General features: G+C 69.1%; 20 protein-coding genes and 1 rRNA gene. 12 read left to right on the top strand and 9 right to left on the bottom strand.

Going from position 1 to position 25,214, the window contains the following annotated elements:
- The first annotated feature begins 117 nt into the window (after window positions 1-117).
- From ACIBQ1_RS52850 to ACIBQ1_RS52835, 4 genes are all read left to right on the top strand, one after another.
- A complete protein-coding gene (locus ACIBQ1_RS52850; protein WP_397290054.1) occupies window positions 118-615 on the top strand; it encodes a hypothetical protein in 498 nt (165 codons plus the stop codon).
- Window positions 612-1,739: a S8 family serine peptidase gene (locus ACIBQ1_RS52845; RefSeq protein WP_397290052.1), complete on the top strand. Its 1,128-nt coding sequence runs from the start codon at window positions 612-614 to the stop codon at window positions 1,737-1,739. Before ACIBQ1_RS52850 ends, ACIBQ1_RS52845 begins: the two co-directional genes overlap by 4 nt.
- Window positions 1,740-1,818: 79 nt before the next feature.
- Window positions 1,819-2,292 (top strand): Zn-ribbon domain-containing OB-fold protein, encoded by a 474-nt coding sequence (locus ACIBQ1_RS52840; protein WP_397290050.1) that lies wholly within the window; start codon window positions 1,819-1,821, stop codon window positions 2,290-2,292.
- A 23-nt stretch (window positions 2,293-2,315) separates the two neighbouring features.
- On the top strand, window positions 2,316-3,473 hold the full coding sequence (locus ACIBQ1_RS52835) for a lipid-transfer protein (RefSeq protein WP_397290199.1): 1,158 nt from the start codon (window positions 2,316-2,318) through the stop codon (window positions 3,471-3,473).
- 51 nt (window positions 3,474-3,524) lie between these two features.
- Here ACIBQ1_RS52835 and ACIBQ1_RS52830 read toward each other — a convergent pair whose 3' ends face one another.
- From ACIBQ1_RS52830 to ACIBQ1_RS52810, 5 genes are all read right to left on the bottom strand, one after another.
- Window positions 3,525-4,538 carry an ABC transporter ATP-binding protein gene (locus tag ACIBQ1_RS52830; RefSeq protein WP_397290048.1) on the bottom strand — a complete coding sequence of 338 codons (1,014 nt, stop codon included), beginning with the start codon at window positions 4,536-4,538 and terminating at the stop codon, window positions 3,525-3,527.
- Window positions 4,525-5,559 carry an ABC transporter ATP-binding protein gene (locus tag ACIBQ1_RS52825; RefSeq protein ID WP_397290046.1) on the bottom strand — a complete coding sequence of 345 codons (1,035 nt, stop codon included), beginning with the start codon at window positions 5,557-5,559 and terminating at the stop codon, window positions 4,525-4,527. The genes ACIBQ1_RS52830 and ACIBQ1_RS52825 overlap by 14 nt, the downstream gene beginning before the upstream one ends.
- A 13-nt stretch (window positions 5,560-5,572) precedes the next feature.
- A complete protein-coding gene (locus ACIBQ1_RS52820) occupies window positions 5,573-6,547 on the bottom strand; it encodes an ABC transporter permease (RefSeq protein ID WP_397290044.1) in 975 nt (324 codons plus the stop codon).
- The gene (locus ACIBQ1_RS52815; protein ID WP_397290042.1) at window positions 6,540-7,484 is read right to left on the bottom strand and encodes an ABC transporter permease; all 945 of its coding nucleotides are present in this window, start codon (window positions 7,482-7,484) and stop codon (window positions 6,540-6,542) included. The genes ACIBQ1_RS52820 and ACIBQ1_RS52815 overlap by 8 nt, the downstream gene beginning before the upstream one ends.
- Window positions 7,485-7,612: 128 nt before the next feature.
- Window positions 7,613-9,253 carry an ABC transporter substrate-binding protein gene (locus ACIBQ1_RS52810; RefSeq protein ID WP_397290040.1) on the bottom strand — a complete coding sequence of 547 codons (1,641 nt, stop codon included), beginning with the start codon at window positions 9,251-9,253 and terminating at the stop codon, window positions 7,613-7,615.
- 477 nt (window positions 9,254-9,730) lie between these two features.
- Here ACIBQ1_RS52810 and ACIBQ1_RS52805 point away from each other — a divergent pair, with 477 nt between their 5' ends.
- The 3 genes from ACIBQ1_RS52805 (at window position 9,731) to ACIBQ1_RS52795 (ending at window position 11,917) form a co-directional block, all read left to right on the top strand.
- On the top strand, window positions 9,731-10,666 hold the full coding sequence (locus ACIBQ1_RS52805; RefSeq protein ID WP_397290038.1) for an ABC transporter permease: 936 nt from the start codon (window positions 9,731-9,733) through the stop codon (window positions 10,664-10,666).
- Entirely contained in the window at window positions 10,659-11,525 is an 867-nt protein-coding gene (locus ACIBQ1_RS52800; protein ID WP_397290036.1) for an ABC transporter ATP-binding protein, read from the top strand. The genes ACIBQ1_RS52805 and ACIBQ1_RS52800 overlap by 8 nt, the downstream gene beginning before the upstream one ends.
- Before the next feature lie 218 nt (window positions 11,526-11,743).
- On the top strand, window positions 11,744-11,917 hold the full coding sequence (locus ACIBQ1_RS52795; RefSeq protein WP_355376906.1) for a hypothetical protein: 174 nt from the start codon (window positions 11,744-11,746) through the stop codon (window positions 11,915-11,917).
- Between the two features lie 799 nt (window positions 11,918-12,716).
- Here the strand turns inward: ACIBQ1_RS52795 and ACIBQ1_RS52790 are convergent.
- On the bottom strand, window positions 12,717-13,733 hold the full coding sequence (locus tag ACIBQ1_RS52790; RefSeq protein ID WP_397290034.1) for a hypothetical protein: 1,017 nt from the start codon (window positions 13,731-13,733) through the stop codon (window positions 12,717-12,719).
- A 461-nt stretch (window positions 13,734-14,194) separates the two neighbouring features.
- Window positions 14,195-15,511 (bottom strand): KamA family radical SAM protein, encoded by a 1,317-nt coding sequence (locus tag ACIBQ1_RS52785; protein ID WP_397290032.1) that lies wholly within the window; start codon window positions 15,509-15,511, stop codon window positions 14,195-14,197.
- Between the two features lie 178 nt (window positions 15,512-15,689).
- Here ACIBQ1_RS52785 and ACIBQ1_RS52780 point away from each other — a divergent pair, with 178 nt between their 5' ends.
- The 5 genes from ACIBQ1_RS52780 to ACIBQ1_RS52760 all read left to right on the top strand — a co-directional run bounded on the left by ACIBQ1_RS52780 (window position 15,690) and on the right by ACIBQ1_RS52760 (window position 23,273).
- Window positions 15,690-16,247: a DUF1707 domain-containing protein gene (locus ACIBQ1_RS52780; protein ID WP_397290029.1), complete on the top strand. Its 558-nt coding sequence runs from the start codon at window positions 15,690-15,692 to the stop codon at window positions 16,245-16,247.
- Between the two features lie 321 nt (window positions 16,248-16,568).
- Window positions 16,569-17,588, top strand: coding sequence for a phosphate acyltransferase PlsX (gene plsX, locus ACIBQ1_RS52775; protein ID WP_397290027.1), 1,020 nt, complete (start codon window positions 16,569-16,571; stop codon window positions 17,586-17,588).
- A 40-nt stretch (window positions 17,589-17,628) separates the two neighbouring features.
- A complete protein-coding gene (locus tag ACIBQ1_RS52770) occupies window positions 17,629-20,097 on the top strand; it encodes an HAD-IC family P-type ATPase (protein WP_397290025.1) in 2,469 nt (822 codons plus the stop codon).
- On the top strand, window positions 20,094-21,821 hold the full coding sequence (gene argS / locus ACIBQ1_RS52765) for an arginine--tRNA ligase (protein WP_397290023.1): 1,728 nt from the start codon (window positions 20,094-20,096) through the stop codon (window positions 21,819-21,821). Before ACIBQ1_RS52770 ends, argS begins: the two co-directional genes overlap by 4 nt.
- Before the next feature lie 162 nt (window positions 21,822-21,983).
- A complete protein-coding gene (locus tag ACIBQ1_RS52760) occupies window positions 21,984-23,273 on the top strand; it encodes a hypothetical protein (protein WP_397290021.1) in 1,290 nt (429 codons plus the stop codon).
- Window positions 23,274-24,096: 823 nt separating this feature from the next.
- On the opposite strand, the gene ACIBQ1_RS52755 is transcribed toward ACIBQ1_RS52760, so the two are convergent.
- Both ACIBQ1_RS52755 and rrf read right to left on the bottom strand, forming a co-directional pair.
- The gene (locus ACIBQ1_RS52755; RefSeq protein ID WP_397290019.1) at window positions 24,097-24,480 is read right to left on the bottom strand and encodes a cell division protein SepF; all 384 of its coding nucleotides are present in this window, start codon (window positions 24,478-24,480) and stop codon (window positions 24,097-24,099) included.
- A 647-nt stretch (window positions 24,481-25,127) separates the two neighbouring features.
- A 5S ribosomal RNA gene (gene rrf, locus ACIBQ1_RS52750) occupies window positions 25,128-25,214 on the bottom strand; the annotation flags it as partial.

Below are 25,214 nucleotides of genomic sequence, written 5' to 3'. Positions count from 1 at the left end.
TGTCAGAATGCAACGCGCGGGCGTCCCCTCTCCTCCCCTCCCGAGGTCGACGTGTACCAGCTGTCGGTTGTGCTGCTCTCCATATTGTCCGCGATCTGGCCCGCGCCGGAGCCGCCCGTGTCAGAGCGCTGGCGCGCGTGGCCCGTCTCGCAGATCTTCCCCGCCACCGTGCCCGGGGTCAGCCCGTCGGGGGCACGTGTCACGTACGTGCTCGCCGGGGTCGCCCCCGAGGCGCCCTGCCGGGCGGCGTTCCAGCCCGCCGCCGTCCGGCGGGGCTGCCACGTGGCCCTGCGCGCCACGTACGCCGACAGCACGCAGACGTTCGTCGCCACCGTGGGCATCGCCGTGCTCGACGCGCCCGGACGCGGCTACTACCGCGCGGGACGGCCCGCGACCGTGCTGCCGGTGGCCTTCCCCCAGGGGCCGGCCGAGCGCTTCGGCCGGCGGCAGTACTTCACCGGGGTGGTGCTCAGGTCCGACGAGCGCTACGTGGTGGCGACGGCCGCCGGGTACGCCGACGGCCGGCCGTACCAGCCGGGTGACCGCGTCGTGCCCCGGCTGCGCGCCACGGCGCGGCAGCTCGCCGCGGAGCTGCACCGGACGCTGACCCGATGAGCAGGCTCGCCGTCCCCGTCCTCATCACCGCGCTGGTGGTGGGGACCGTCCCGGCGAGCGCCACCGACGACGTGGGCGAGGCCGCCCGGGCGGGGCAGTGGCAGCTCGCCGCGATGCGCCTGCCCGAGGCGTGGCGGACGAGCAGGGGCGAGGGCGTGATCGTCGCCGTCCTCGACACCGGCGTGAACGGCCGCCACCCCGACCTGGAGGGCGCCGTGATCCAGGGCCCCGACCTGACCGGGACGGCCAAGGGCCTGTGGGGGCGGCACGGGACCGCCATGGCCAGCCTGATCGCCGGGCGCGGGCACGGCGACGAGCACAGGGGCGGCGTGATCGGGGTGGCGCCCGCGGCCAGGGTGATGTCCATCCGGGTCACGCTGGAGAACGGCGACCCGCTGCGCGAGCAGCAGCGCTCCGGCGGGCGCGACGCGCTGGCCAAGGGCATCCGGTACGCCGTCGACCACGGGGCCGGCGTGATCAGCATGTCGCTGGGCGGCGGCAGCGGCACGTGGGAGGGCTCGCCCTCCGAGGAGGAGGCCATCCAGTACGCCATCGCGCGGGGCGCCGTGCTGGTGGCCTCGTCGGGCAACGACGGCGGCACGGCCAACAGGAAGAACTTCCCCGCCGCCTACCCCGGGGTGATCGCCGTGGGGGCGGTGGACCGGGAGCTGAGGGTGGCCGCGTTCTCCAACAGGCAGGACTACCTCTCGGTGGTCGCGCCGGGGACGGAGATCGTCACGGCCGACGCGCGCGACTCGTACGTGGTGAGCGACGGCACCAGCTCGGCGGCGGCCATGGTGGCGGGCCTCGCGGCCCTGGTCAAGTCGGCGTATCCGGCCCTGTCGCCGTACCACGTGCGGACGGCCATCGAGCTCGGCACCAGGCGGCAGCCGGCCGACGGCCACAGCCCCGCCTACGGGCACGGGGTGGCCAACGCCCTGCTCGCCCTGCGCGAGGCCGCCCGCCTGGACCTGCCCGGCTCCGGCCGCGCCCGCACCGGCCCGTACTTCGGCGACGGCCCTCCGCCCGCCTCCCGGGGACCGGTGGTGGCGGGCATGGTGATGCTGGCGGCCGCGATGTCGGCCCGCGTCCTCGTCCGCCACCGTCGCAAACGCCGCCCCTGACCCCGCCCCCGCAGCCCTCCCCCACCAGGCTTTGTCCCCAGCCCTCCACCCGAACAAGCGCTTGTGCGATACTGGCCGCATGACGTTAGCGATCGAGGGCTGGTTCGCCGTCGACGAGGACGGCGTCTTCCTCCTGGGCACCAGATGCGCGACCTGCGGCACCGTCACCTTCCCGCCCAGGACCGGCCTCTGCCCCAACCCGCACTGCGACGGGACCTCGACGGAGACCGTCCGGCTCCCCCGCCGCGGCAGGGTGTGGTCCTACACGAACGCCTGCTACCCACCCCCCGCCCCGTACGTCGCCGCGGAGCCGTACGTGCCGGTGACGCTGGCCGCCGTCGAGCTCGACGAGGTGGGGATCGTGGTGCTCGGCCAGGTCAGGGGCCTCACGGTGAACGAGCTCGAAGTGGGCATGGAGCTGACGCTCACCGCCGGGCCGCTGTCCGACGGTCCTCTGGTGTGGATGTGGGAGCGGGCCGTGAGAGAGCGAAGCGAACGAACCGATAAGCACAGCAGTGCCACGCTCACAGCGCCGACGAAGGAGGCGCTGTGAGCGTGGTGGTGCTGGGTGTCGGGATGCATCCGTGGGGCAAGTGGGGCAGGCCCTTCCTGGAGTACGGCGTGGCGGCCGCCCGCGCGGCCCTGCGGGACGCCGGGGTGGCGTGGACCGACGTGGAGTTCGTGGTCGGGGCGGACACGATCAGGAACGGCTACCCCGGGTTCGTCGCGGGCGCCTCCTACGCGCAGGCGCTCGGCTGGTCGGGCGCCAGGATCGCCTCCTGCTACGCGGCCTGCGCCTCAGGCGCCCAGGCCGTGGACATCGCCCGCACCCGCATCCTGGCGGGCCTGTGCGACGTGGCGCTGGTGATCGGGGCGGACTCCACCCCGAAGGGCTTCTTCAAACCGGTCGGCGGCGACCGCCCCGACGACCCGGACTGGCTCCGCTTCCGCCTGCTGGGCGCCACCAACCCCGCCTATTTCGCCCTGTACGCCCGCCGGCGCATGGCCGTGCACGGCTCGACCCCGGCCGACTTCGCCGCCGTCAAGGTCAAGAACGCGCTGGCCGGCTCGCTCAACCCCATGGCCCGCTACCGCAAGCCCGTCACCGCCGAGGAGGTGCTGGCCTCGCCCGTGGTCGCCGACCCGCTGCACCTCATGGACATCTGCGCCACCTCGGACGGGGGCGCGGCGGTGGTCCTGGCCTCGGAGTCCTACGCCCGCCGCCGGGGCCTGCGGGCGCCGGTGCGCCTGGCCGCGGTCTCCACCGTCACCCCGACCTTCCCCAACACGATCCTGGAGCTGCCGAACTTCGCCACCGACTCCCGCGCCGCCGTACCCGCCCCTGAAAGGCCCTTCAGGGCCGCGATCGCGCACGCGGCGTACGAGGAGGCGGGGGTGGGACCTGAGGACGTCTCACTTGCGGAGGTGTACGACCTCTCCACGGCCCTGGAGCTGGACTGGATGGAGGACATCGGCCTGTGCCCGCCCGGGGAGGCCACCAAGCTGCTGCGCGACGGGGAGACGGCGCTCGGCGGCCGGATCCCGGTCAACCCCTCGGGCGGCCTGGCCTCCTTCGGCGAGGCGATCCCCGCCCAGGCCATCGCCCAGCTCTGCGAGCTGACCACGCAGCTGCGGGGCGGGGCCGGCGACCGCCAGGTGCCCGCCGCCCGCGTCGGCCTGGCCACCAACCAGGGCCTCTTCGGCCACGGCTCGGCCCTCATCGTGACGACGTAGAAACGCGAAGACCCTCCGGGGGAGCTCCCTCGGAGGGTCTTCGGAGGCGCGTCAGCCCACGTGCACCACGTCGTGCGTCTCCGCGAAGTGGCAGGCGCTCTCGTGCCCGGTACCCGGCCGGATCTGCAGCAGCGGCTCCTCCTCGGCGCAGATCTCCTGCGCCTTCCAGCACCGCGTACGGAACCGGCATCCCGACGGCGGGTTCGCCGGGGACGGCGGGTCGCCCTGCAGGATGATCCGCTCCCGCTGCTCCCGGCCCTCCGGGTCGGGCACCGGCACCGCCGACAGCAGCGCCTGCGTGTACGGGTGCGCGGGCTTGTCGTAGATCTCGGTGTCCTTCCCGAGCTCCACGAACTTGCCCAGGTACATCACGCCCACCCGGTCGGAGATGTGCCGCACCACCGACAGGTCGTGCGCGATGAAGATGTACGCCAGGTCGAACTCGTTCTGCAGCCGCTCCAGCAGGTTGATCACCTGCGCCTGGATGGACACGTCCAGGGCCGAGACCGGCTCGTCGCAGACGATGATCTCCGGCTGGAGCGCCAGCCCTCGGGCGATGCCGATGCGCTGCCGCTGTCCGCCGGAGAACTGGTGCGGGTAGCGGTTGATGTGGTCGGGGTTGAGCCCGACGACCTCCAGCAGCTCCTGCACCTTCTTGCGGCGGTCGCCGCGCGGCGCCACCTCACTGTGGATCTCGAACGGCTCGCCGATGATGTCGCCGACGGTCATCCGGGGGTTCAGCGAGGTGTAGGGGTCCTGCATCACCATCTGGATGTTGCGGCGCATCCGCTTGAGCTCGCCGCCCTTGGCCTTGCCGATGTCACGCCCGTTGATCAGCACCGAGCCCGAGGTGGGCCGCTCCAGCGCCATCAGCACCTTGGCGAGGGTGGACTTGCCACAGCCCGACTCGCCCACGATGCCCAGCGTCTCGCCCTTGTGCAGGTCGAACGAGACGCCGTCGACGGCCTTGATCGCGCCGATCTGCCGCTTGAAGATGATGCCCTGGGTCAGCGGGAAGTGCTTGACCAGGTCGCGTACCTCGAGGATGCGCTCACCTATCGCCATCGAGGACCTCCCTCCAGTAGTGGCACGCGCTACCTCGGGTGCCGCTGATCTCGTGGAGCGGGGGGACGTCGGTCACGCAGTCGTCCTGCCGGTAGGGGCACCGGGGGTGGAACGCGCAGCCGGTCGGCAGGTCAAGCAGGTTGGGCGGCAGGCCCTTGATCGCGTACAGGTCCTGGCCCTTGTGGTCGACCCGGGGGATCGACTCCAGCAGGCCCTTCGTGTACGGGTGCGCGGGACCCTTGTAGATGTCGTGCACGGGGGCGTTCTCCACGATGCGCCCCGCGTACATGACGGCGATCTTGTCGGCCACGTCGGCCACGACGCCGAGGTCGTGCGTGATCAGGATCAGGCCCATCTGGCTCTCGCGCTGCAGCTCGGCGAGCAGCTCCATGATCTGGGCCTGCACGGTCACGTCGAGCGCCGTGGTCGGCTCGTCCGCGATCAGCACCTCGGGGTCCAGCGCGATCGACATCGCGATCATGATGCGCTGGCGCATGCCCCCGGAGAACTGGTGCGGATAGTCGTTCACGCGCTGTCTGGCGGCCGGGATGCGGACCCGGTCCATCAGCTCGACGGCCTTCTTCATGGCGTCGCGCTTGGACAGGCCGCGGTGCACCCGGAACATCTCGCTGATCTGCCAGCCCACGGTGAACACCGGGTTGAGCGCGGAGAGCGCGTCCTGGAAGATCATCGCGATGCGCTGGCCGCGCACCTGCGTGCGCGCCTCCTCCGACAGCCTGAGCAGGTCGGTGCCCTTGAAGCGGATCTCCCCCTTGGGGATGACCGCCGGCGGCATGTCGAGAATGCCCATGATCGCCTGGGCGGTCACGGACTTGCCGGAACCCGACTCGCCCAGCACCGCGAGCGTCTCACCGGGGCTGACCGTGTAGCTCACGCCGTTGACCGCGCGCACGACCCCGGCACGCGTACGGAACTCCACGTGCAGGTCGTCGACCGCGAGCAGCGGTTGGTCGCCCAGCCCTCCCTCGGCGGGCAACACATCCGTTGACGTCTTCTTCACTTGATCCCCCCTTCTACCTGAGCTTCGGGTCGAGCGCGTCGCGTACGGCGTCGCCCATCATGATGAACGCCAGCACCGTGATGCTGAGGAACACGGCCGGGAACACCAGCGGCAGCGGCGCCTCCAGGAATCTGATGCGCGCGTCGGCGATCATCAGGCCCCATGAGATGTCCGGCGACTGCACGCCCACGCCCAGGAACGAGAGCGCGGCCTCGGCGGCGATGAAGCCGCCCAGGTTGATCGTGGCCACGACGATGACCGGCGCCAGCGAGTTGGGCAGCAGGTGGCGGAACATGATCCGCCCCGCTCCCGCTCCCAGCGCCCTGGCCGCGACCACGAAGTCCTGGTTCTTCGCGGTGATCACGGCCGCCCGCATGATGCGGAACGTCATCGGCCACCCGAGCACCGCCAGCGCGAGGATGACCAGCAGGATGCTGTTGGCCCGGCCGCGGAAGGTGGCGCCGATCAGCAGCGCGCCGAGAACCGGGGGGATGGCGAAGAAGATCTCGGTGAGCCGCGAGGACACCGTGTCGACCACACCGCTCCGGAAGCCGGCCACCAGGCCGAGCAGACCGCCGACCAGCGTGGTGATGACCGTGGTGAACACACCGATCACGATCGAGTTGCGCGCGCCGTAGATCGTCCTGGCGAAGACGTCGCACCCCAGGCTGTCCTTGCCGAACAGGTGGCCGGCGCTGGGCGCCTGCCTGGCCGTGGCCAGGTCGCAGGTCCTGGCGTTGAACGGGTCGATCGAGGTGAACAGCGACGGCCAGAACGACATGACGAGCAGGATCAGGATGATGATCATTGACCCGATGAACATCGGCCGGCGCCTGAGGTCGTACCAGGCGTCGCTCCACAGGCTCGCGGGCTTGCCCTCCTTGCCCTTCTTGCCCTGTTGCGCGGGCGCCGGGGCGGCAACCGTGTCCGTGACCAGTGTCTGCGTCTCCGGGAGCCCGGGCCCCGGCGGCGGGGTTGGGTTACTCATAACGGATCCTCGGGTCGAGCACGGCGTACAACAGGTCGACGACCAGGTTGGCCAGGATGTAGATCAGCACCAGGACGGTGATGATTCCCACGACAACCGGTTGTTCTCGCAAGTAAACCGACTGGAAGAGCTGATTTCCAATCCCTGGAAGATTGAAGATCGTCTCCGTGATCACCGCGCCGCCCATCAGGTTGCCGAGGTCGGCACCCAGATAGGTGACCAGCGGGATCAGCGCGTTACGCAACCCGTGCCTGCCGATGACGCGCCGTCTCGACAGACCCTTGGCGGTGGCGGTGCGGATGTAGTCCGCTCTCAGCGTCTCCACCAGGCTGGTCCTGGTCAGCCTGGTCAGGTACGCGATCGACGTTCCCGCGAGCACGAAGCCGGGCAGCAGATAGCTGCGCCAGCCCGCGAACGTGCCCGCGACCGGGAAGATGTCCAGCCCCGTCCACAACTTGAGCTTCACGCCGAGCACCAGTTGCAGCACGAAGCCGGTCACCAGCGTGGGCACCGAGATGAGCAGCAGCGTGGAGGCGAGGATCGCGGTGTCGATGGCCCTGCCGCGGCGCAGTGCCGCCCACAGACCCAGACCGACGCCGATGAGCGCCTCCATCACGAGGGCGGTCAGCGCGAGGTTCAGGGTGACCTGGAACTTGCCAGCCATGACCTGGGACACGGGGACGTCGGCGAAGTTCACTCCGAAGTCACCGTGGAGAAGCACGCCGCTGATGTAATACCAGTACTGCAGCAGCAGCGGATCGTTGAGGTGATACTGCTCGCGCAGGACCTCGGCGATCGCGGGGTCCGGGCGCTTGTCTCCGAACAACGCCGCGATGGGGTCCCCTGGCAGCGCGAAGACGATCATGAAGATAAGTAGGGTGGCGCCGAGCAGGACGGGTATCGCCTGGATCAAGCGCCTGATGACATAACGGCCCATACAAGCCCTCCGGTACATGACTTGGAGGCAGCCCTCGGAGCCCGTGGTTCACCCGGCTCGAGTAGCTGCCTCCAAGCTCAGCCCTCCGGCGGGTGGACGGCAAGAGCCGTCCACCGCGCGAATGAACGTCAGGCCTTCTCGACCTCGGTCCAGTTAACCTGGTTGAGCAGGTTGAGCTTGACGTTCTTGACCTTCGAGGAGTACCCGAAGTTGCTCCGGTAGAAGTAAACCGGGATGTACGGGAGTTCCTTGATCAGGATGTCATCCGCCTGCTGGTAGAACTTCAGCCCCTCGGCGGCGTCGGTGGCCTGGTCGCCCTTGGCGACCAGGTCGTCGAAGTCCTTGTTGGAGTAGCCACCGTAGTTCGAACCGGTGCCGATGGAGCCGGTACCGAAGATCGGGGTCAGGTAGTTCTCGGCCGACGGGTAGTCGATCGCCCAGCCCATGCGGAAGAGGCCCTTGTACTCCTTGGCGTCCAGAGCGTCCAGGATACCCTGGAACTTCTCGAACGGCTTCGGCGTGACCTCGATGCCCAGGTTGGCGCGAAGGTTGTTGGCGACCGCCTCGATCCACTCCTTGTGGCCACCGTCGGCGTTGTAGCCGAGCTCGATGGTCTTGGGGCCCTTGGCGGCGTCGTACAGCTTCTTGGCCTCGGCCGGGTTGTACGTGCACGCGTCGCAGGCGCCCTGGCGGTAGCCGGGGATGGCCGGGTTGATGAAGTCGTCCGCGGGGGCGCGGGTGCCGGAGAAGACCGTCTCGGTGATGGTCTTCCTGTCGATGGCCAGCGAGATGGCCTTGCGGACCTGCGGGTCCTTGAACTCGGGGTTGTACTTCAGCGGAACGCCGATGTAGCCCACGGCCGCGTCGGGCTCGTCGTGGTAGCGGTCGCCGAGCACGGACTTGGCGGTGGCGATCGTCGACGGCGGCAGCGAGTCGTGGATGTCCAGGTTCTCGGCCTGCAGGTCGTTGAACGCGGTCTCGGAGCTCGTGTAGACCTTGAACTGGAGCTTCTTCCAGTTCTTCGGCTTGGCGCCCGGGAACTTGTCGTAGACCGTCAGGTCGACGGTCTGGTCGGTGCCCTTCTTGTAGGGCTTGTCAAGCTTGAACAGACCCTGGCCGGTCGGCTGCTCGCCGTAGGCCTGCGTCACCTTGCCGTCGGGGCCGATGGCCGACTTCGGCATCGGGTAGAACGCGGTGTAGCCCAGCATCGTCTTGAACTGCGAGAACGGCGCCGCGAGCGTCACCTCGAGCGTGGAGTCGTCGACGACCTTGAGACCCTTCATCTCCTTGGCCGTCGGCGTCTTGCCCTCACCCGGGTGCACGTCGGCGTAGCCGTCGACGCGCCCGAAGAAGAAGGACGAGGCCATGGCGTTGTCCTGCAGGGCCGCGTAGTTCCACGCGCGAGCGTAGTCGGCGGCGGTGACCGGCGTGCCGTCGTGCCACGTGTAGCCGGACTTCAGCTTGATCGTCCAGACCTTGCTGTCCGAGGTGGTGACCGACTCGGCCGCCTCCTCGACTGGCTGCTTGTTCTCGTCGTAGCGCACCAGCGGCGAGAACACTGCGGCGAGGACCTCGGAGCCTTCGGTCTCCGTCGTGTTCTGCGGGTTCAGGAGCTCCTGGGGCTCACCGATCTCCATGCGGACCGGCGTCTCCCCTCCGCCCCCGGCAGCCGTGCCGCCACTGTCAGAGGCACCGCCGCCACACGCGGCAACCGCGAGGGCGAGCAGCGCGGTACCGGCGACGATCTGTACGCCCTTAGTAACACGCATGGTGAAAGAATTCCTCCCTCTACAGGTGGGCGTAAGCGCTGAGCTGCGGTGATCGTGTAGCAGCCTGACGGGGGGATCCTGGTTTTCCCCCCGGGTTTGGCTGACATGGTCAAACCAGCCGACGCCCTGCCAGTCGATCGCGACTATCCCTTACTACTTGCCACCAGGGAGTCTCTGGCGCGTTGCAGTTCGGTCACACGTGTGCCAATCCAGCGTCACAGACATTCGGCCCATTAGGCAACAAATCGTACATAGCCCCTCGAACCGGTACTGCCAGGACGTGAACAGCCGATGAAAATTACCCCCTACCCGAGAGTGGCCGTGCCCTTGCCAGCGCACCGCGCCTGGCTGGGCTACGGTTGAGCAGGTCTTGACGGGGCCTTGGGAACCGAGCGTCCCGAGTCTCCGTCCAACTGACGCTGTCGCCAACCCGCGTGACAGGCACCCCACCGACCGGGATCCAATAGAGTCCTTGCCATGAGCCAGCCGGAATCCGCCGTCGCGGACGCCCAGGCGGGCGGCCGAAGCGGGCAGGAGCCGCTGGCCAAGCTCGCCAAGAGATACGGACTTCGCCGTGCCATCGCGCGGCCGAGGTTCCCTGTCTACGTGCGCCAGCTCTGGGAGCGGCGACACTTCATCCTGACGTACGCGACCTCGCGCAACGTCTCGAAGTACACCAGCTCGGCTCTCGGCCAGCTGTGGCAGGTGCTGACCCCCCTGCTCAACGCCGGGATCTACTTCCTGATGTTCGGCCTCATCCTCGGCGGCAGCAAGAACATCCAGAACTACACGGCGTTCCTGCTGACCGGGATGTTCGTCTTCACCTACACGCAGCGCACGGTCACCGCGGGCGCCAAGTCGATCTCGGGCAACCTGTCGCTCATCAGGGCGCTCCACTTCCCCCGCGCCTCGCTGCCGCTGGCCTACACGATCCAGGAGCTCCAGCAGCTCGCCATCTCCATGGGCATCCTGCTCGTCATCGTGATGCTCACCGGCGAGGGGCTCAACTGGTTCTGGCTCATGATCCCGGTGGTGCTGCTGCTCCAGACGATGTTCAACATCGGCGCCGGTCTGATCGTCGCCCGGCTCGGCGCCTCGATGCGCGATCTCAACCAGTTGCTGCCGTTCATCACCCGCACCTGGCTCTACGCCTCCGGCGTGTTCTTCTCGATCCAGGACAAGGTCGTCGGCTCCGCCGGCCTGCCCCAATGGGTGGCCAATGTGATGTACATGAACCCGGCCGCTTCCTACATCGAGTGGATGCGCGAGATCCTCATCTCGACCCACAATCCGCAGTTCGGCCACCACCCCCCGACCATGGTGCTGGTGTCTTGCGTATTCTGGGCGGTGTTCGCACTCGGCTTCGGCTTCTGGTACTTCTGGCGGTCCGAGGAGAGGTACGGGCGTGGCTGAACTTACCAAGGAGCTGTCACAGGTGAAGGGCGAGACGCCCGCCGTCCCCGGCAAGGATGTGAGAGTGCATCCCGATCCGGAGCCCCAGGGCAAGCGGCCACTCGACGCCCCCACGGGCACTCCGACCGTCATCGTCGACGACCTCCACATCGTCTACCGCGTCTACGGCGCCGCCTCCGACTCCGAGAAGGGCAACGCGGTCAACGCCCTCACGCGCATCCTCAAGCGCCAGGGCCGCCCGCAGATGAAGGAGGTCCACGCCGTCAAGGGCGTGACGTTCGTGGCCTACCACGGCGACGCCATCGGCATCGTGGGCCGCAACGGCTCGGGCAAGTCCACGCTCCTGCGGGCCATCGCGGGCCTCCTGCCGCCGCACAAGGGCGCCGTCTACACCGACGGCCAGCCCTCGCTGCTCGGCGTCAACGCGGCCCTCATGCGCGAGCTCACCGGCGAGCGCAACATCGTCCTCGGCTGTTACGCCATGGGCATGACGCCTGCCGAGGTCCGCGACAAGTACCAGGAGATCGTCGACTTCTCCGGCATCGACGAGTTCGTCCAGCTCCCCATGTCCACCTACTCCTCCGGCATGGGCGCCCGGCTCCGCTTCGCCATCTCCTCCGCCAAGACCCACGACGTCCTCCTCATCGACGAGGCCCTGGCCACGGGCGACCGCGAGTTCCGCAAGAAGAGCGAGGAGCGCATCCGCCAGATCCGCGAGTCCGCCGGCACGGTCTTCCTCGTGGCGCACGACCTCAAGGTCATCGAGGAGACCTGCAACCGCGTCATCTGGCTGCACAAGGGCAAGATCAAGATGGACGGCGACCCGAAGGAAGTCATCGCCGCCTACAACAAGGGCTGACCTCTCACCACGCCCAGGGCTCGGAGCCTCCCCCCCGCTCCAGCCCCGTTCGCCATGCCGGGTTACGGCCACAAACACCGACATCCCTGCCCGCGCATACCCATGCCCGAGGTTTCGATCTTCTGTGCGAAACGCGAGCGACCGCAGGGGCAAAAGACTGACATCGAGGCTGCCGTTCCGATAGGATTCGAACGTCAATTCGATCCGAGGTTACGCTGATGGAGTGGGAGCGCGCGATGGTGGAGCTTTCGGCCGCGATCGACCACCTGGCCACCGAGGACGTGGCCGAGATTCCCCGGATACAGCTCGCCGAGCAGCTGCTGGAGCTGCACTGGCAGATGGCCAGACTGCAGGCCCAGATCGCCCGGCGCACCGGCGTCCGCCTGCCCTGAGCCCCCGACCTGCCCAAAATCCCGACAATCACCCACTGCGCGACCTGACCCGCCTGCCCGCGACGATCCCTTGAAGGCGTGCCCTCGGCCCGGCCCGGGGACAGCAGGAACTCCGGCCCACGACGACCCCCTCGGACGGCTGACATTGCGCCGTGACGGCGGCCGGCCACGTGCGGGTCAGCGGGCGTCACCCTGGAGGCGCTCGGCCACGTGCGGCGGGTGGCGCCGCCCGTGCTCTGCCGTACAAGATGGGGGTTTTGCCCTGCCCCGGAGACGGAGAAACGAAAAAGCCGCCGACCCCGGAGTCCGGGGTCGGCGGCGGGCTCGTGCGGCGCCGCTGCCCTGCAGTGGCGGCGCGCTGCGCGAACCAGGGCATGGGCGCGTCCGCCCAGGCCCGTCATGAGACCTGCCCGCTTGCGCGGGGCCTGGCAACCCACGCGCGCCAGTGCCGTAGGCGCTCGGCACCTGTGAGCGCCGCGCCGGCCTGCCGCGTCGGTGCGAAATCGTCCCCGGTCAGCTTCCCCGCCGGCCTGTCGCGCCGGCGTGGCGTCGTTCCCCGTCAGTCCCCGCCGACCTACCGCACCAGAGTGACGGCACCGGGACCGCCGCGCCGAACGAGCGGCACCCGCTGGTCCCGGGAAAGGGAACACGCAGTTGAGGGAAGAGCCGGGGCGCGAACGGGACCACCTCGAAGCCGGTACGGCCGTTCACGGGCGTCGGCACCTAGGACACCCGCGAACCGTCATCCTGGCCCTCGGCGAGCCACCGCTCTACGGCGCCTCCATCGCGTCTGGTCGCTCTAGTCGCGAGTCCAGGAGTCCCGCACCGAGCTCGTCAGCGCGTCGGTGGTCCATCCAAGCGCGGTCAGCACGTCACCGTAGGTGCCGGTGGCCTTGGTGCCGTTGGCGGACAGGAACCCGGAGGCGTCCTCGACGAGCGGCGTGAGCTCGTCCATGGATGCGGCCTGCGCGGTGCCGGGCAGCGCCTCGACGACCGGAGCCATCTCGACCGGCGCCACCTGGCCGATCACCGGCGACAGCTCGCTGCTCGCGGCCTGCGGCAGGGCCTGCCGGGCCACCAGGCCGAGGCCGGCCACGACGGACCCGGCCGACAGGGACTCGACGCCCTGGGTGGTGCTGTTCATGGTCTTGGCCGTGGCCGTGCTGGTGTTCAGGACGCTGGAACCGGCACCCGGGAACAGGCTGTTGCTGTTCACCTTGTTCATCGCGTCGCCGACGGACATGCCGAGCACGCCCGCCGTCGCGTCGTAGGCGCCGCGCAGGGCCGTCCCCTCGGTCACGACCTGGCCGGTCCCCTGCTTGCCTGCCTTCACCGAGGTCGCGGCGGGCTGGGCCATGCGTGCCGCGCCCGACAGGATGGGCACGGGCAGGGACTCGGTCAGGCCCCCGCCGCCGAGCGAGAACCCGCCGACGATCGGCGACAGCTCCGGCAGCGGACCGCCGAAGTTGGTGACGTCCTCTGCCGCGTTCGGCGTGGTGAAGTGGGCGGGTCCCTGCTGGTTCTCGGCTGCGATGTCGCGCTCGACGTCCGTCATCGGGCGGCTGGGCCGCGCGGCGGACTTTGCCTGGGTGCCGCCGCCCAGCAGCCCGTTCAGCGGGACGCCGCCGACGAGACCGCCCAGCAGGCTGTCGGTGAGGCTGCCGCCCAGCAGGCTGTCGAGCGGGCTGCCGGAGCCACCACCCGAGCCCACGTAACCGGCGGCGTCGTGCCGGACTTCCGCTTGCGCCGGAACGGCCAAAGCCGCCGCCAAGCCGAATGCTGTGACGGCGACCGCCGTCTTGACTACTCGATTCATGATTGCCTTCCCGGCTCGTGATCGATCGCTCTCGAATGCGGTGGAAATGCGAATCGATAACCCCCGAATGCCGTGGCGGGCGCGCTATGGGCACCACACGGAGCGTGCCGTCACGGCTGAGCTACGCAAGCAGTTCTATCACTCGCTGTGATCGGCCGCAGGCGCATGAATGCCCATGTAGCAGGGGTTTGCAGGCCGGTTACCGAGTAAAGGGAGAGCGTTGAGCGGGGAGACAAAACGGGAAATAGATGGGTCTAGTTTCCGATATTGCGCGCGTTCGGATCGGTGTCACGAGCGCGCCGGTTCTGGGCCGCGTACGGGAAGCTTTGGATCGCGTACACGAAAACTTGGAGCGGTTCCCCGGAATTTACCTGCCCGGCGGCCCGTGAACAAAGGGTCGCGAAAACAAATGTCACGGGCCGCGGGCGCGGATTTTCGGTCGCGTGGACGCGGACGACCGGTCAGACGGGCAGCAGCGCCCCGGCGGGCTCGAACGGGAACCGTTCGGCGAAGGCCGGGCGCAGATCCGTCAGCCAGACCGCCGACGGGTCGTAGCGCGCGAAGAACGGCCGCCCCACCAGTGAGGGGTCGCGCGCCTGGATGAAGTGGAGCATGAACACCTGCTCTCCCGCGATCTCGGTGACGCCGTCGACGCACACCTTGCCCGGCGTGGCCGACATCGACGGCCCGCGGACCGTTCGGCAGAGCCCGGAGACGCTCGAGTACGCGTCCCTGAAGATCTCGTACGCGCGCGCCAGCGGCACCGCGAAGTAGTCCTGCGGGCCGGTGTCGCGCTCGACGAACATGTAATAAGGAATCATCCCCATCCTGAGCTGCCGCCGCCACATGTGCGACCACACGGCCGGGTCGTCGTTGATGGACCTGATCAGCGGCGCCTGGGTCCTGATGGTGGCCCCGCTGCCGAGGATGCGCTTGACGGCCGACTCGACCAGCGGCGACTCCAGTTCGCGCGGGTGCGTGAAGTGGGCCATGAACGCGAGGTTCTTGCCCGCGTTCACCACCTCCTCGAACAGCCCGAGCGTGGCGTCGGCGTCGGGGTCGGTGGTGAAGCGCTGCGGCCAGTAGGCCAGCGCCTTGGTGCCGATCCTGATGGACTCGAGCTGCTCCAGATCCAGCAACGGCTCGATATATCGCCTGATGACGGGCTCACCCATGATCATCGCGTCGCCGCCGGTGATCAGGACGCTGGTGATCTCGGGATGCTGGCGAATGTAGGCCACCATCTGATCGATGTCGTCGGAGGCGAACTTCAGGTCCGCGTCACCGACGAACTGCGCCCATCTGAAGCAGTACGTGCAGTAGGCATGGCAGGTCTGCCCCTGCTTGGGGAAGATCAGCGCGGTCTCTGAATATTTGTGCTGCATGCCGGGCACCGGCTCGTCGCCCATCTTCGGGACGTTGAGCTCCTTCTGGCCCGCGGGGTGCGGGTTGAGCTGTGCGCGTACCCGGTTCGCCTCCGCCTGGATCTCGATGTTCGGCGCCTCGGCCTTGAGCAGGTCCGCCAGCCGGGCGACGTCGGTCGCGGGGAGCATGTCCTCCTGCGGGAAGACGAGCCGGTAGATGGGGTCGTCGGGCGCGGCCGACCAATCTATGAGTTCATCGACGACGTAGGCGTTGGTCCGGAACGGCAGCACCGTGGCGACGGCGCGGACCTTCAGCCGCTCCTCGTCGCCCAGCCCCGCACGCTTCAAGAGCTCGTCAAGGTGCTTGGACGTGTACGCCTTGAAGCGCCGCGTGCCAGCTTGGTTCAAGATCACTAGGCCGTTCCCATCTTTTTTGTTCGATCGGGTGTAAACCTCACGACCCTGTCGCGCGTCTACGGTTCTTAATACCCGGACGCTGTCAGACACGTCAGCGGTTCCACTGGACTCCAAGTTTTCCTTGAGGTTGGCGGGCACTCGCGACATATCGCGATTGGGCATACACTGATTTACCGTGACTCATGACCCTGACCAGCGGGCCTCCGACGCCGACCGTGACCGCGTGGCCGCGGTCCTCTCAGAGGCCCTCGCCACAGGAAGGCTCACCAGCGTCGAGCACGCCGACCGCCTGGACGTCGCCTACGCGGCGAAGACGGTGGGCGAACTCGTCCCCATCACCCGGGACCTGCCCGAGGTGTCCGCGTCCAACGTGCCCGCCGCCATCGAGCAGCAGGTCATCGACTCGAAGTTCAGCAAGATCGTCCGGAAGGGGCGGTGGGTGGCCTCCCGCAACACCCGGCTGTCCGCCCGCTTCGGGGCCCTCATCATCGACCTCTCGGACGCGGTGCTGCCCGGCCGCGAGATCACCATCGAGACCGACGCCTGGTTCAGCAAGCTGATCGTGCGCGTTCCGGACAACGCGCACGTGATCGACGAGGGCAGCTCGATGTTCGGCAAGCGCAACGTGACGGGCGGCTCGGAGGCCGACGGGCCGTTGATCCGGATCACGGGGGCGTCGAAGTTCTCCAAGGTGATCGTGTCGCGCGGAAAGGACGACTGGAACCTCCACTGATCGTCCGCCCCCTTTGCATGCAACCCCACACTTCCTGATCCCGGGCACCCTCGGCGACCACGAGGGGCCGGTAGCGGGCGCGGCGACCACGCGACGCCCGCCGAGCCGGCGCAGGGCGGCGGCGATGGACGGGGAGCGGGGTAATGGGGTGGGACTGTGGGATTCGGTGGGGGGTCGGCGAGAGTGGAGGGGGCCTTCAGGGGAACCAACAGGGCCTACCCGCCGGTTAACCTGGCATCTGCCTTGCCTACGATGCGGACATACCGAGCCCGCGTTCCGGTCAAGCCGTGGCGGCGGGTTCGAGGCCGTACGAGGTGATCATTGTCCGACAGCAGGCCCATCGCGCTCGACGCCATGGGCGGCGACCACGCACCGCACGAGATCGTGGCGGGAGCGGTGCACGCCGTGCGGGAGCGCGGCCTGTCCGTCGTGCTCGTCGGCTCGCCCCGCGTGCTCTACGAGGCGCTCGCCGACCACGACGCCACCAAGGAGGTCCCGATCGTACGGGCCGAGGAGGCGCTGGCCATGGACGAGGGGGCGCTGGCGAGCCTGCGCCGGCCGCGTTCGAGCATCGCCGTCGCCTGCCACCTCGTACGCCGCGGCGACGCCGCCGCGGTCGTGTCCGCGGGCTCCACGGCGGGCATCGTGGCCACCGGCAGGCTGCGGCTCAAAGGCCAGCAAGGGGTGCTCAGACCGGCCATAGCGGTCGCGATCCCCACCCTCCCCAACCCCACCCTGCTCATCGACGCGGGCGCGAACGCCGAGGTCAAGCCGGAGATGCTCGTGCAGTTCGCCCATCTGGGGACGGCCTACGCCGAGCTGGCGTACGGCACCGAGGCGCCCCGGGTCGGCCTGCTCACGATCGGCAGCGAGGCCGAGAAGGGCAACAAGCTCGTCAAACGCGCTCATGAGCTGCTGCTGGCCTCCCCCGGCCTCCGGTTCGAGGGGAACATCGAGGGACATGACCTGCTGACCGGCAAGGTGGACGTGATCACCACCGACGGCTTCACCGGGAACGTGGCGCTGAAGACCATGGAAGGCGCGGTCCGCTACGCGTTCTCCGAGCTCAGGCAGGCCGTCACCGACAGCAGGCTGGCCAGGCTGGGCGCCGCGATGCAGCGCTCGCGCATCCGCGAGCTGCGCCGCCGCCTCGACCCCGAGGCGTACGGGGGCGCCGTTCTGCTCGGCCTGAACGGCACCGTCGTGATCGCCCACGGCTCGTCCAGGGCCGACGGGATCAGCGCGGCCTGCAAGCTCGCGGCCGACCTGTCCGCGGCCGGAATCGTGGCCCGCATCGGCGACAAGATCGCTGTTACACATCGCTCCCACAGATTGTGGTGACCCCGTAGGGTGTGACCGATCCACAGAAACAGGGGGTTATGTGGACCGGCTCTCCACAGTGACCAACGGGCTCACTTCGGCGCAGGTGGCGGGGGCGAAGGCCAACCATGTTCCGCGGCGGTCGAGCAGGTCGCTCAGCGCGATCGTCAGGGCGAACGTCTTCACCCTGTTCAACCTCGTCATCGGCGTGCTCTGGGCGCTGGTCCTGATCTTCGGTGAGTGGCAGGACAGCCTGTTCGGCCTGGTCATCGTGGCCAACGTGCTGATCGGCATCGTTCAGGAGCTACGTGCCAAGCGCACGCTCGACAAGCTCGCGGTGATCAACGAGGCCCCCGTCAGGGTCCGGCGGGACGGCGAGGAGCGGCTGGTCCAGCCCCGCCAGGTGGTCTTAGGCGACCTGATCCTGCTCGGCCCCGGCGACCGCCTGCTGGTGGACGGCGAGGTGGTCGAGTCCGACGGGCTGGAGGTGGACGAGTCGCTGCTGACCGGCGAGGCCGACCCCATGCACAAGCAGCCCGGCGACCAGGTGCTGTCGGGCAGCTTCGCCGTGGCGGGCGCGGGCGCGTTCGTGGCCACGCGGGTCGGCACCGACGCGTACGCGGTGAAGCTGGCGGAAGAGGCGAGCAAGTTCCACCTCGCCCATTCCGAGCTGCGCGAGGGCGTGGCGAACTTCATCAAGTACATCACCTGGCTGGTCATCCCGATCGGCGCCCTGCTGATCTACAGCCAGCTCAAGCACTCCGCCGACTTCGGCACCGCGATCACCGGCGCGGTCGCGGGCATCGTCACCATGATCCCCGAGGGCCTGGTGCTGATGACCTCGATCGCGTTCGCCGTCGGCGTCGTACGGCTGGGCCGGCGCGAGTGCCTGGTCCAGGAGCTCCCCGCGATCGAGGGCCTGGCCAGGGTGGACGTGCTGTGCCTGGACAAGACGGGCACGCTCACCGCCGGTGGCATGGACCTCGACCAGGTGCTGCCCCTGGGCGACGGCCACCCGGTCGAGGACGCCCTCGCCGCCCTGTCCCACCTCGACCACTCTCCGAACGCCACCGCCCAGGCCATCCGGTCCCGCTACCCGGGCGCCCGGGACGGGTGGACGGCCGGTGAGACGGTGCCGTTCTCGTCGGCGCGCAAGTGGAGCGGGGCCGACTTCGGCGAGCGGGGCGCGTGGCTGCTGGGGGCGCCGGACGTGCTGCTCGACGGCGGGGACGCGTACGACAGGGCCGCCGGCCTGGCCGCCACCGGGGCTCGCGTGCTCGTGCTGTGCCGCGCCCGCACCCTGCCCGCGCCTCAGGCGGGACCCCCGTCCACACCACAGGACGGCGACGGCGGCAGCGGCAGCAGCTCGGGCTTGGAGCGCAGCGACAGCTCATCGGTCGACGAGGCGCGCGCCGGCACCTCACCGCCCGGCGTGGAGCGCGGTGGCAGCTCACCGCTCGGCGTGGAGCGCGGCGGCGCGGGCGTCGAGGCGGTGGCGATCGTCACGCTCAAGCAGCGCGTCCGGCCCGATGCCCACGAAACCCTCCGCTACTTCGCCAAGCAGGGCGTCACCGTCAAGATCATCTCCGGCGACAACCCGGTCGCGGTCTCCGCCATCGCCACCGGCCTGGAGATCCCGAACGCGCACCGTTCGATCGACGCCCGCGACCTCCCCTACGACGACCAGGCCAAGCTGGGCGAACTCCTCGACTCCCACGCCGTCTTCGGCCGCGTCAGCCCTCAGCAGAAGCGCCAGTTCGTCACCGCGCTCCAGGCCAGGGGCCACACCGTGGCCATGACCGGCGACGGCGTCAACGACGTGCTCGCGCTGAAGGACGCCGACCTGGGCATCGCGATGGGCGCCGGCAGCCCGGCCACCAAGGCGGTCGCGCAGGTGGTGCTGCTCGACGACAGGTTCGCCACGCTGCCGCACGTCGTGGGCGAGGGCAGGCGGGTGCTGGCCAACATCGAACGCGTCTCCAACCTGTTCCTCACCAAGACCTTCTACGCGATCGTGCTGTCGCTGCTGGTCGGCGTGGCGGGGGTCATGTTCCCGTTCGCGCCCCGCCACTCCACCCTGACGAACGCCCTGACCATCGGCGTCCCCGCGCTCTTCCTCGCGCTCGCGCCCACGTTCGAGCGTTCGAAGCCGGGGTTCGTCCCCAGGGTGCTGCGCTTCGCCGTACCCGCCGGGGTGCTGTGCGCGGCGGCGGTGCTGCTGTCGTTCTGGGCCGCCCACAGCGGCACGTCCACGCTCGTCGAGAACCAGACGTCGGCGGTGATCGCGCTCTTCCTCACCACCTGGTGGGTGCTCGTGCTGATCGCCAGGCCGCTCAACTGGTGGCGGATCGCGCTGGTCGCCTCGATGGCGGCGGCGTTCGCGATCGGCTTGACGATCCCGTTCGTACGGCATTTCTTCGCCCTCGAACCCGGCGGCATCGGCAACAGCCTGACCGCCGTCGGCATCTCGCTCGTGGCTGCCGCGGCGATCAGCGCCGCGGTCAAGGTCGCCGGTACCCTTAGAACATGACCGACCCGCAGATAGTGCTCACCGAACGCGTCCAGCAGGCGCTGGCGCGCGCGTTCGGCCAGGAGCACGCCGACGCAGATCCGCTGATCCGGCCCTCCCAGTTCGCCGACTTCCAGGCGAACGTCGCGATGAGCCTGGCCAAGCGACTGCGACGGGCGCCGCGGGAGGTCGCCGAGGCGATCAGGGCGGAGCTGTCCGACTTCCCCGGCACGATCGAGGTCAGCGGCCCCGGCTTCCTCAACATCACGCTCGACGACTCGTGGATCGAGTCCGAGGCGACGCGGATGCTGGCCGACCCGCGGCTCGGCGTCGGCACGATCACGCCGTCGCAGACCGTGGTGATCGACTACTCCGCGCCCAACGCGGCCAAGGAGATGCACGTCGGCCACCTGCGCACCACGATCGTGGGTGACTCGCTGGCCCGCCTGCACGAGCACCTCGGCAACACCGTGATCAGGCAGAACCATCTGGGCGACTGGGGCACGCCGTTCGGCATGCTCATCGAGCACCTGCTCGAGATCGGCGAGGCGGCCGCGGTCGCGCAGCTGGAGGCCGGCCAGGGCACGGAGTTCTACCAGGCGGCGCGGGCGAAGTTCGACAGCGACGACGCGTTCAGGCAGCGCGCCCGGGTGCGGGTGACCACGCTGCAGTCGGGCGACCCCGAGACGATGCGGGTGTGGCACGTGTTCATGGACGCCACCGTCCGCTACTTCAACAAGGTCTACCAGCTGCTCGGCGTCACGCTGACCGACGCCGACCTCGCCGGCGAGAGCATGTACAACCCCATGCTCCAGAAGACGTGCGACGACCTCGAGGCGTCGGGGGCGGCGGTGATCAGCGACGGCGCGCTCTGCGTGTTCCCGCCCGGTTTCGCCGGCTCCGACGACAAGCCGCTGCCGCTGATCATCAGGAAGAGCGACGGCGGATACGGGTACGCCACCACCGACATGGCGGCGATCCGCTACCGCGTCCACGACCTGAAGACCGAGCGCATCCTCTACGTCGTGGGCAACGAGCAGGCGCTGCACTTCCGGATGGTGTTCGCCGCGGCGCGGCTGGCCGGCTGGCTGCCCGAGTCGGTCTCGGCCGAGCACGTCCAGATCGGCATGATGCTGGGCAAGGACGGGCGCAGGTTCAAGACCCGGTCCGGCGAGTCCGTCAAGCTGATGGACCTGCTCCAGGAGGCCATCGAACGGGCCAGGGCGGCCATCGCCGACCGGGGCTACGACGAGGCCACCACGAAGGAGATCGCGCACGCCGTCGGCATGGGTGCAGTGAAATATGCCGATTTGTCGGTCAGCCATGACAGCGAGTACGTCCTGGACTTCGACCGCATGCTCAGCTTCACCGGCAACACCGGCCCGTACATGCAGTACGCCACCGCCAGGATCCGCTCGATCTTCCGCAGAGCGGGCGTGACCCCGGCGGACGCGACGGGCCCCATCGTGCTGGGCGCCCCGGCCGAACGCGCGCTGGGCCTGCACGTGCTGGGCTTCGGGGAGCTGATCTCCCAGGTCACCGCCGAATCCGAGCCGCACCGGCTGTGCAACTTCCTGTTCCAGACCGCCAGCCTGTTCAGTACGTTCTACGATGAGTGCCCGGTGACCAAGGAAGGTGTCGACCCGGAGACCAGGCAGCACCGGCTGGCCCTGTGCAAGCTGGTCCTGGACGTCCTGGAGAAGGGGCTCGATCTTCTGGGTGTCCCGGTTCCGGAGCGTATGTAACAGGCAGTTGCCTCAAAGTCCGCAGATCCGCCGTGGGCGCGCCTCCACCTGGTTGGCGCGCCCGAACGGCTAGGCTTTACGCGGTCATGAATTGAGGCCGAAATGGGGGAGTTCTCTGCCTTGAGCACGGACCTGACTGCGAGCCCCCAAGCACCTACGGAGTTGCATCGCTACGCTGAGGCGCTGCTCGCTCACCTTGCCGCCAAGGGCGCCGCTCCTCCCGCCGCACCAGATTTTCGCGATATACCCGGCTATTGGCTGCCTCCGGCCATCGAAGCGCTGGTCGCCATCCTCGCGGGCGAAGACCCGCTGGAGCCCCTGAGCAGGGCCGCCGGGCGTGACCAGCAGCAGACCGCGCTCTTCCTCTGCCTGGCCCTCGCGGTGTCCGGGCAGGGCAGCCGCATCCACGCCTCCTGGCTCGGCACCGCCTTCGGCGAGCTCTCGCTCGACCGGCCGGTCACCCACGGCCAGCGCTCGCTCTGGCTGGCCGCCGCCCGGGGGGCGTACGGCCCCGCCGGCAAGATCTTCGTGCTGCGCAAACTCGACGCCCTGGCCGTGCAGGAACACACCGACCCGGAGCAGTGGGTGCAGGCGCTGGTGCCGGGCGAGCCCTCGGTCGTGGTGCCGCCGTCCCTGGTCGACTTCCCCGAGATGGCCGAGATCCCCGAGCTGGCCAGACCCGCCATGGCGGCAGCCCGCCTGGCTCGGCTGCGCGGGCGGTGCGCCGAGATCACCTCGACCCGCCAGCCCGAACAGGACATCGTCGTCTCGCTCGACAACAGCTCCGGCAGCCCGGCCGCCAGCTGGGGCGAGGACGAGCCGCTCGCCGTCCTGCGCTCCCTGATCGGCCTGGGCGGCCCGGCCGGCCCGATGGCCTCGCTCAACGCGTACCTGCTCGAAGACCTCCGCCCCGGCTCCGACCCGCACCTGGCGGCAATCGCCCTGCACGTGGCGGGGCCGATCCTGCGTGGCGTGGCCGAGGAGCTCGAAGCCGACAGCCGCCTCGCGCCGCCGACCACGCTCACCGTCGCCCTTCTCGGCCACCGCATCCACCTGCGCCCGGAGGGTCCGGAGGCGTCGTCGCTGGCCGCCGCCGAGACGTCGATCCTTACGGACGGCGTCGTGCCCCGGCCACGTCCGTGGGCAGCCATGCTGCTGATCGTGGCCGGCATCGCCTGCCTCGTCGGTGCGGTGATCTCCAGCAGCCTGTTCGCCGCCGCCGCGGTGGCCATGATCGGCCTGGCCGGGTGGCAGCTCTGGCAGCGGCGCAAGCTCGTCGAAGCCGACACCCGGTACGTGGCCGGGCAGGTCAGCGAGTTGAAGGAGCTGGCGGAGGGGGCGGTGTGGGCCCTGCACGCGTACGCCAGGGAGGCGGACGAGCGCGCGACGCAGGCCACGGAGGACGCCACCGAACTGACCCGCCTCATCCGCCGCGGCCCCCGCGCCAGCTAGCCCGCGCTCCAGGAACACTCTCAGTAACCCCTGACGAACCGACCAGCCACCCACGCCCGCCGACCCGTTCGACGAACGGACTGAGCGCTCACAGCCATCAACCGTTCAACGAACGGGCTGACCACTCACAGCCATCGACCGTTCGACGATCGAGCTGAGAGCACACGGCCATCAACGGTCGGCGGAAGAGCTGGGCGCTCACGACCATCGGGCACGCGCCGAATGGGCTGGTCTCAGGTGGTCAGCGGCCCCTCAGCCAGCGGACGTTGACAGCAATCGACGCTCGGCCGAGGGAATGGGCGCTCACGGCCATCGGACCCTGGCGAATGGGCCAGATGCCGCCCGGTCAGCGGGCTCCGGGCCAGCGGATCGGGCCGACGACGATCCGCGCTCGCCCAAGGGACTGGACGCTCACGGCCGTTGGGCCCTGGCCAATGAGCCGGGCGCCAGTGGCCGGTACTTCCTGGCTGGGGCGCTGGATGGCCATAGCCACGCCATCGGGGGCTGGTGGCCTGGCCTCGAATGCTGTGGACGGGTGGCCCGCCGGTTACCGTCCGTTGATCGGCGGGCCACACCTGAGCTGACGTAAGCAAGTCGCCCGGCGACGGCTCGGCCGGGCCGGCGTAGGAAGCTGGGTCGTCGGGAAGCCAGCCGAGGACCAGCGGGCCGCGGCTCGTCGGCGACCCGCCTGAATGGCCCAGGTCGGGGGCGCATCGACGATCCGCCTCCATACCCGGCCACCGGTTCGACCCCGCCGGGCGGTCGTGGTCAGCGCAGCCCGCCTCCGCGCGCCGACCACTGCCCAGCGGGCCGGTCACCACCCTCAGGTGGTCTCGATCTCCACGTGCGCCGGCGCGAGCAGGAAGACGCGGTCGGCGATGCGCTCGATCCGCCCTTCGCACCCATAGGCCAGCCCGGCGGCGAAGTCGACCATCCTCGTCGCCTCCGGCATCGGCATGCCCGAGACGTCCATGATCACGGTCTGTCCGTCACGGAAGTGCTGGCCGATCAACGGCGCGTCGTTGTACTTGAGCGGCTGGACCATCACGATTCGTGACGAGTCGACGTTCGCGCGCCACCGTCTGGCGGCCCGCTCGGTCGCGGGGACGTACTCGTCCTCGTAGTTCTCGTCGTCGTCATAGCCTTCGTCGTAGTGATCGACCCCGCTCAGGCCAAGGTAGCTCACCACCTTGCGCACTGCCCCCATCGGCTTGTCCTTTCCTCAGGAACTCACCGTAATCGGCACGTCCCTACACATTGGACGGTAACCGACGATTCCGCATTCGCCACGCGACACGCCCAGCCCCAATTCCATTTTGTACGGCTTGCAGCCCGCTTGCATCTGGATATCCGACCACCGCCCGCCTACGGCCACGTGCGCCTCTTCACTGTCGACGCCTTCACCAGCAAGGCTTTCCAGCCTAATCGCGCGGCGCACAGCCTGCTGGGCACTCCGGTTACTCATGGCCGGATGCAGAGAGTAGCCATCGGGATGAACCGCTCGGAGCCTCGCCAATTCGCCCCGCCGGCTCTCTCTCGCCGTCGAAGTCACCCTCTGTGGTCACCTGCTGGAGCACCAGATCCCCGTCTTCTATTCAACGGGGACAGCGAGGGGGCGCACGAATTCGGTGCGGCGTGCAGACCGATGCGCAGCCGGGTGGATGAGCGCAGTGGGCACGCGTATGAGAATGCGCGCCTGGAGTCAGCCCCTCGGGCGCGTGGAGGCGCCGCCTGGGTGTCAGGTGTGGACCGGTAGCCGACCGTACGAGAGAGCGCCACACAGCGCCACCCAGGCCTGCCGACACAACAAAAAAAGGGGCCCGACGCACACGGCGTCGGGCCCCTTCAAAGATTGTCCGGCGGCGACCTACTCTCCCACACCCTCCCGAGTGCAGTACCATCGGCGCAGAGAAGCTTAACTTCCGGGTTCGGAATGTAACC

Source organism: Nonomuraea sp. NPDC050153 (genome assembly GCF_044460125.1).
Classification (GTDB): Bacteria; Actinomycetota; Actinomycetes; order Streptosporangiales; family Streptosporangiaceae; genus Nonomuraea.
Note: the sequence above shows the minus strand (reverse complement) of the source record. Positions and strands in the feature narration are given on the sequence as shown.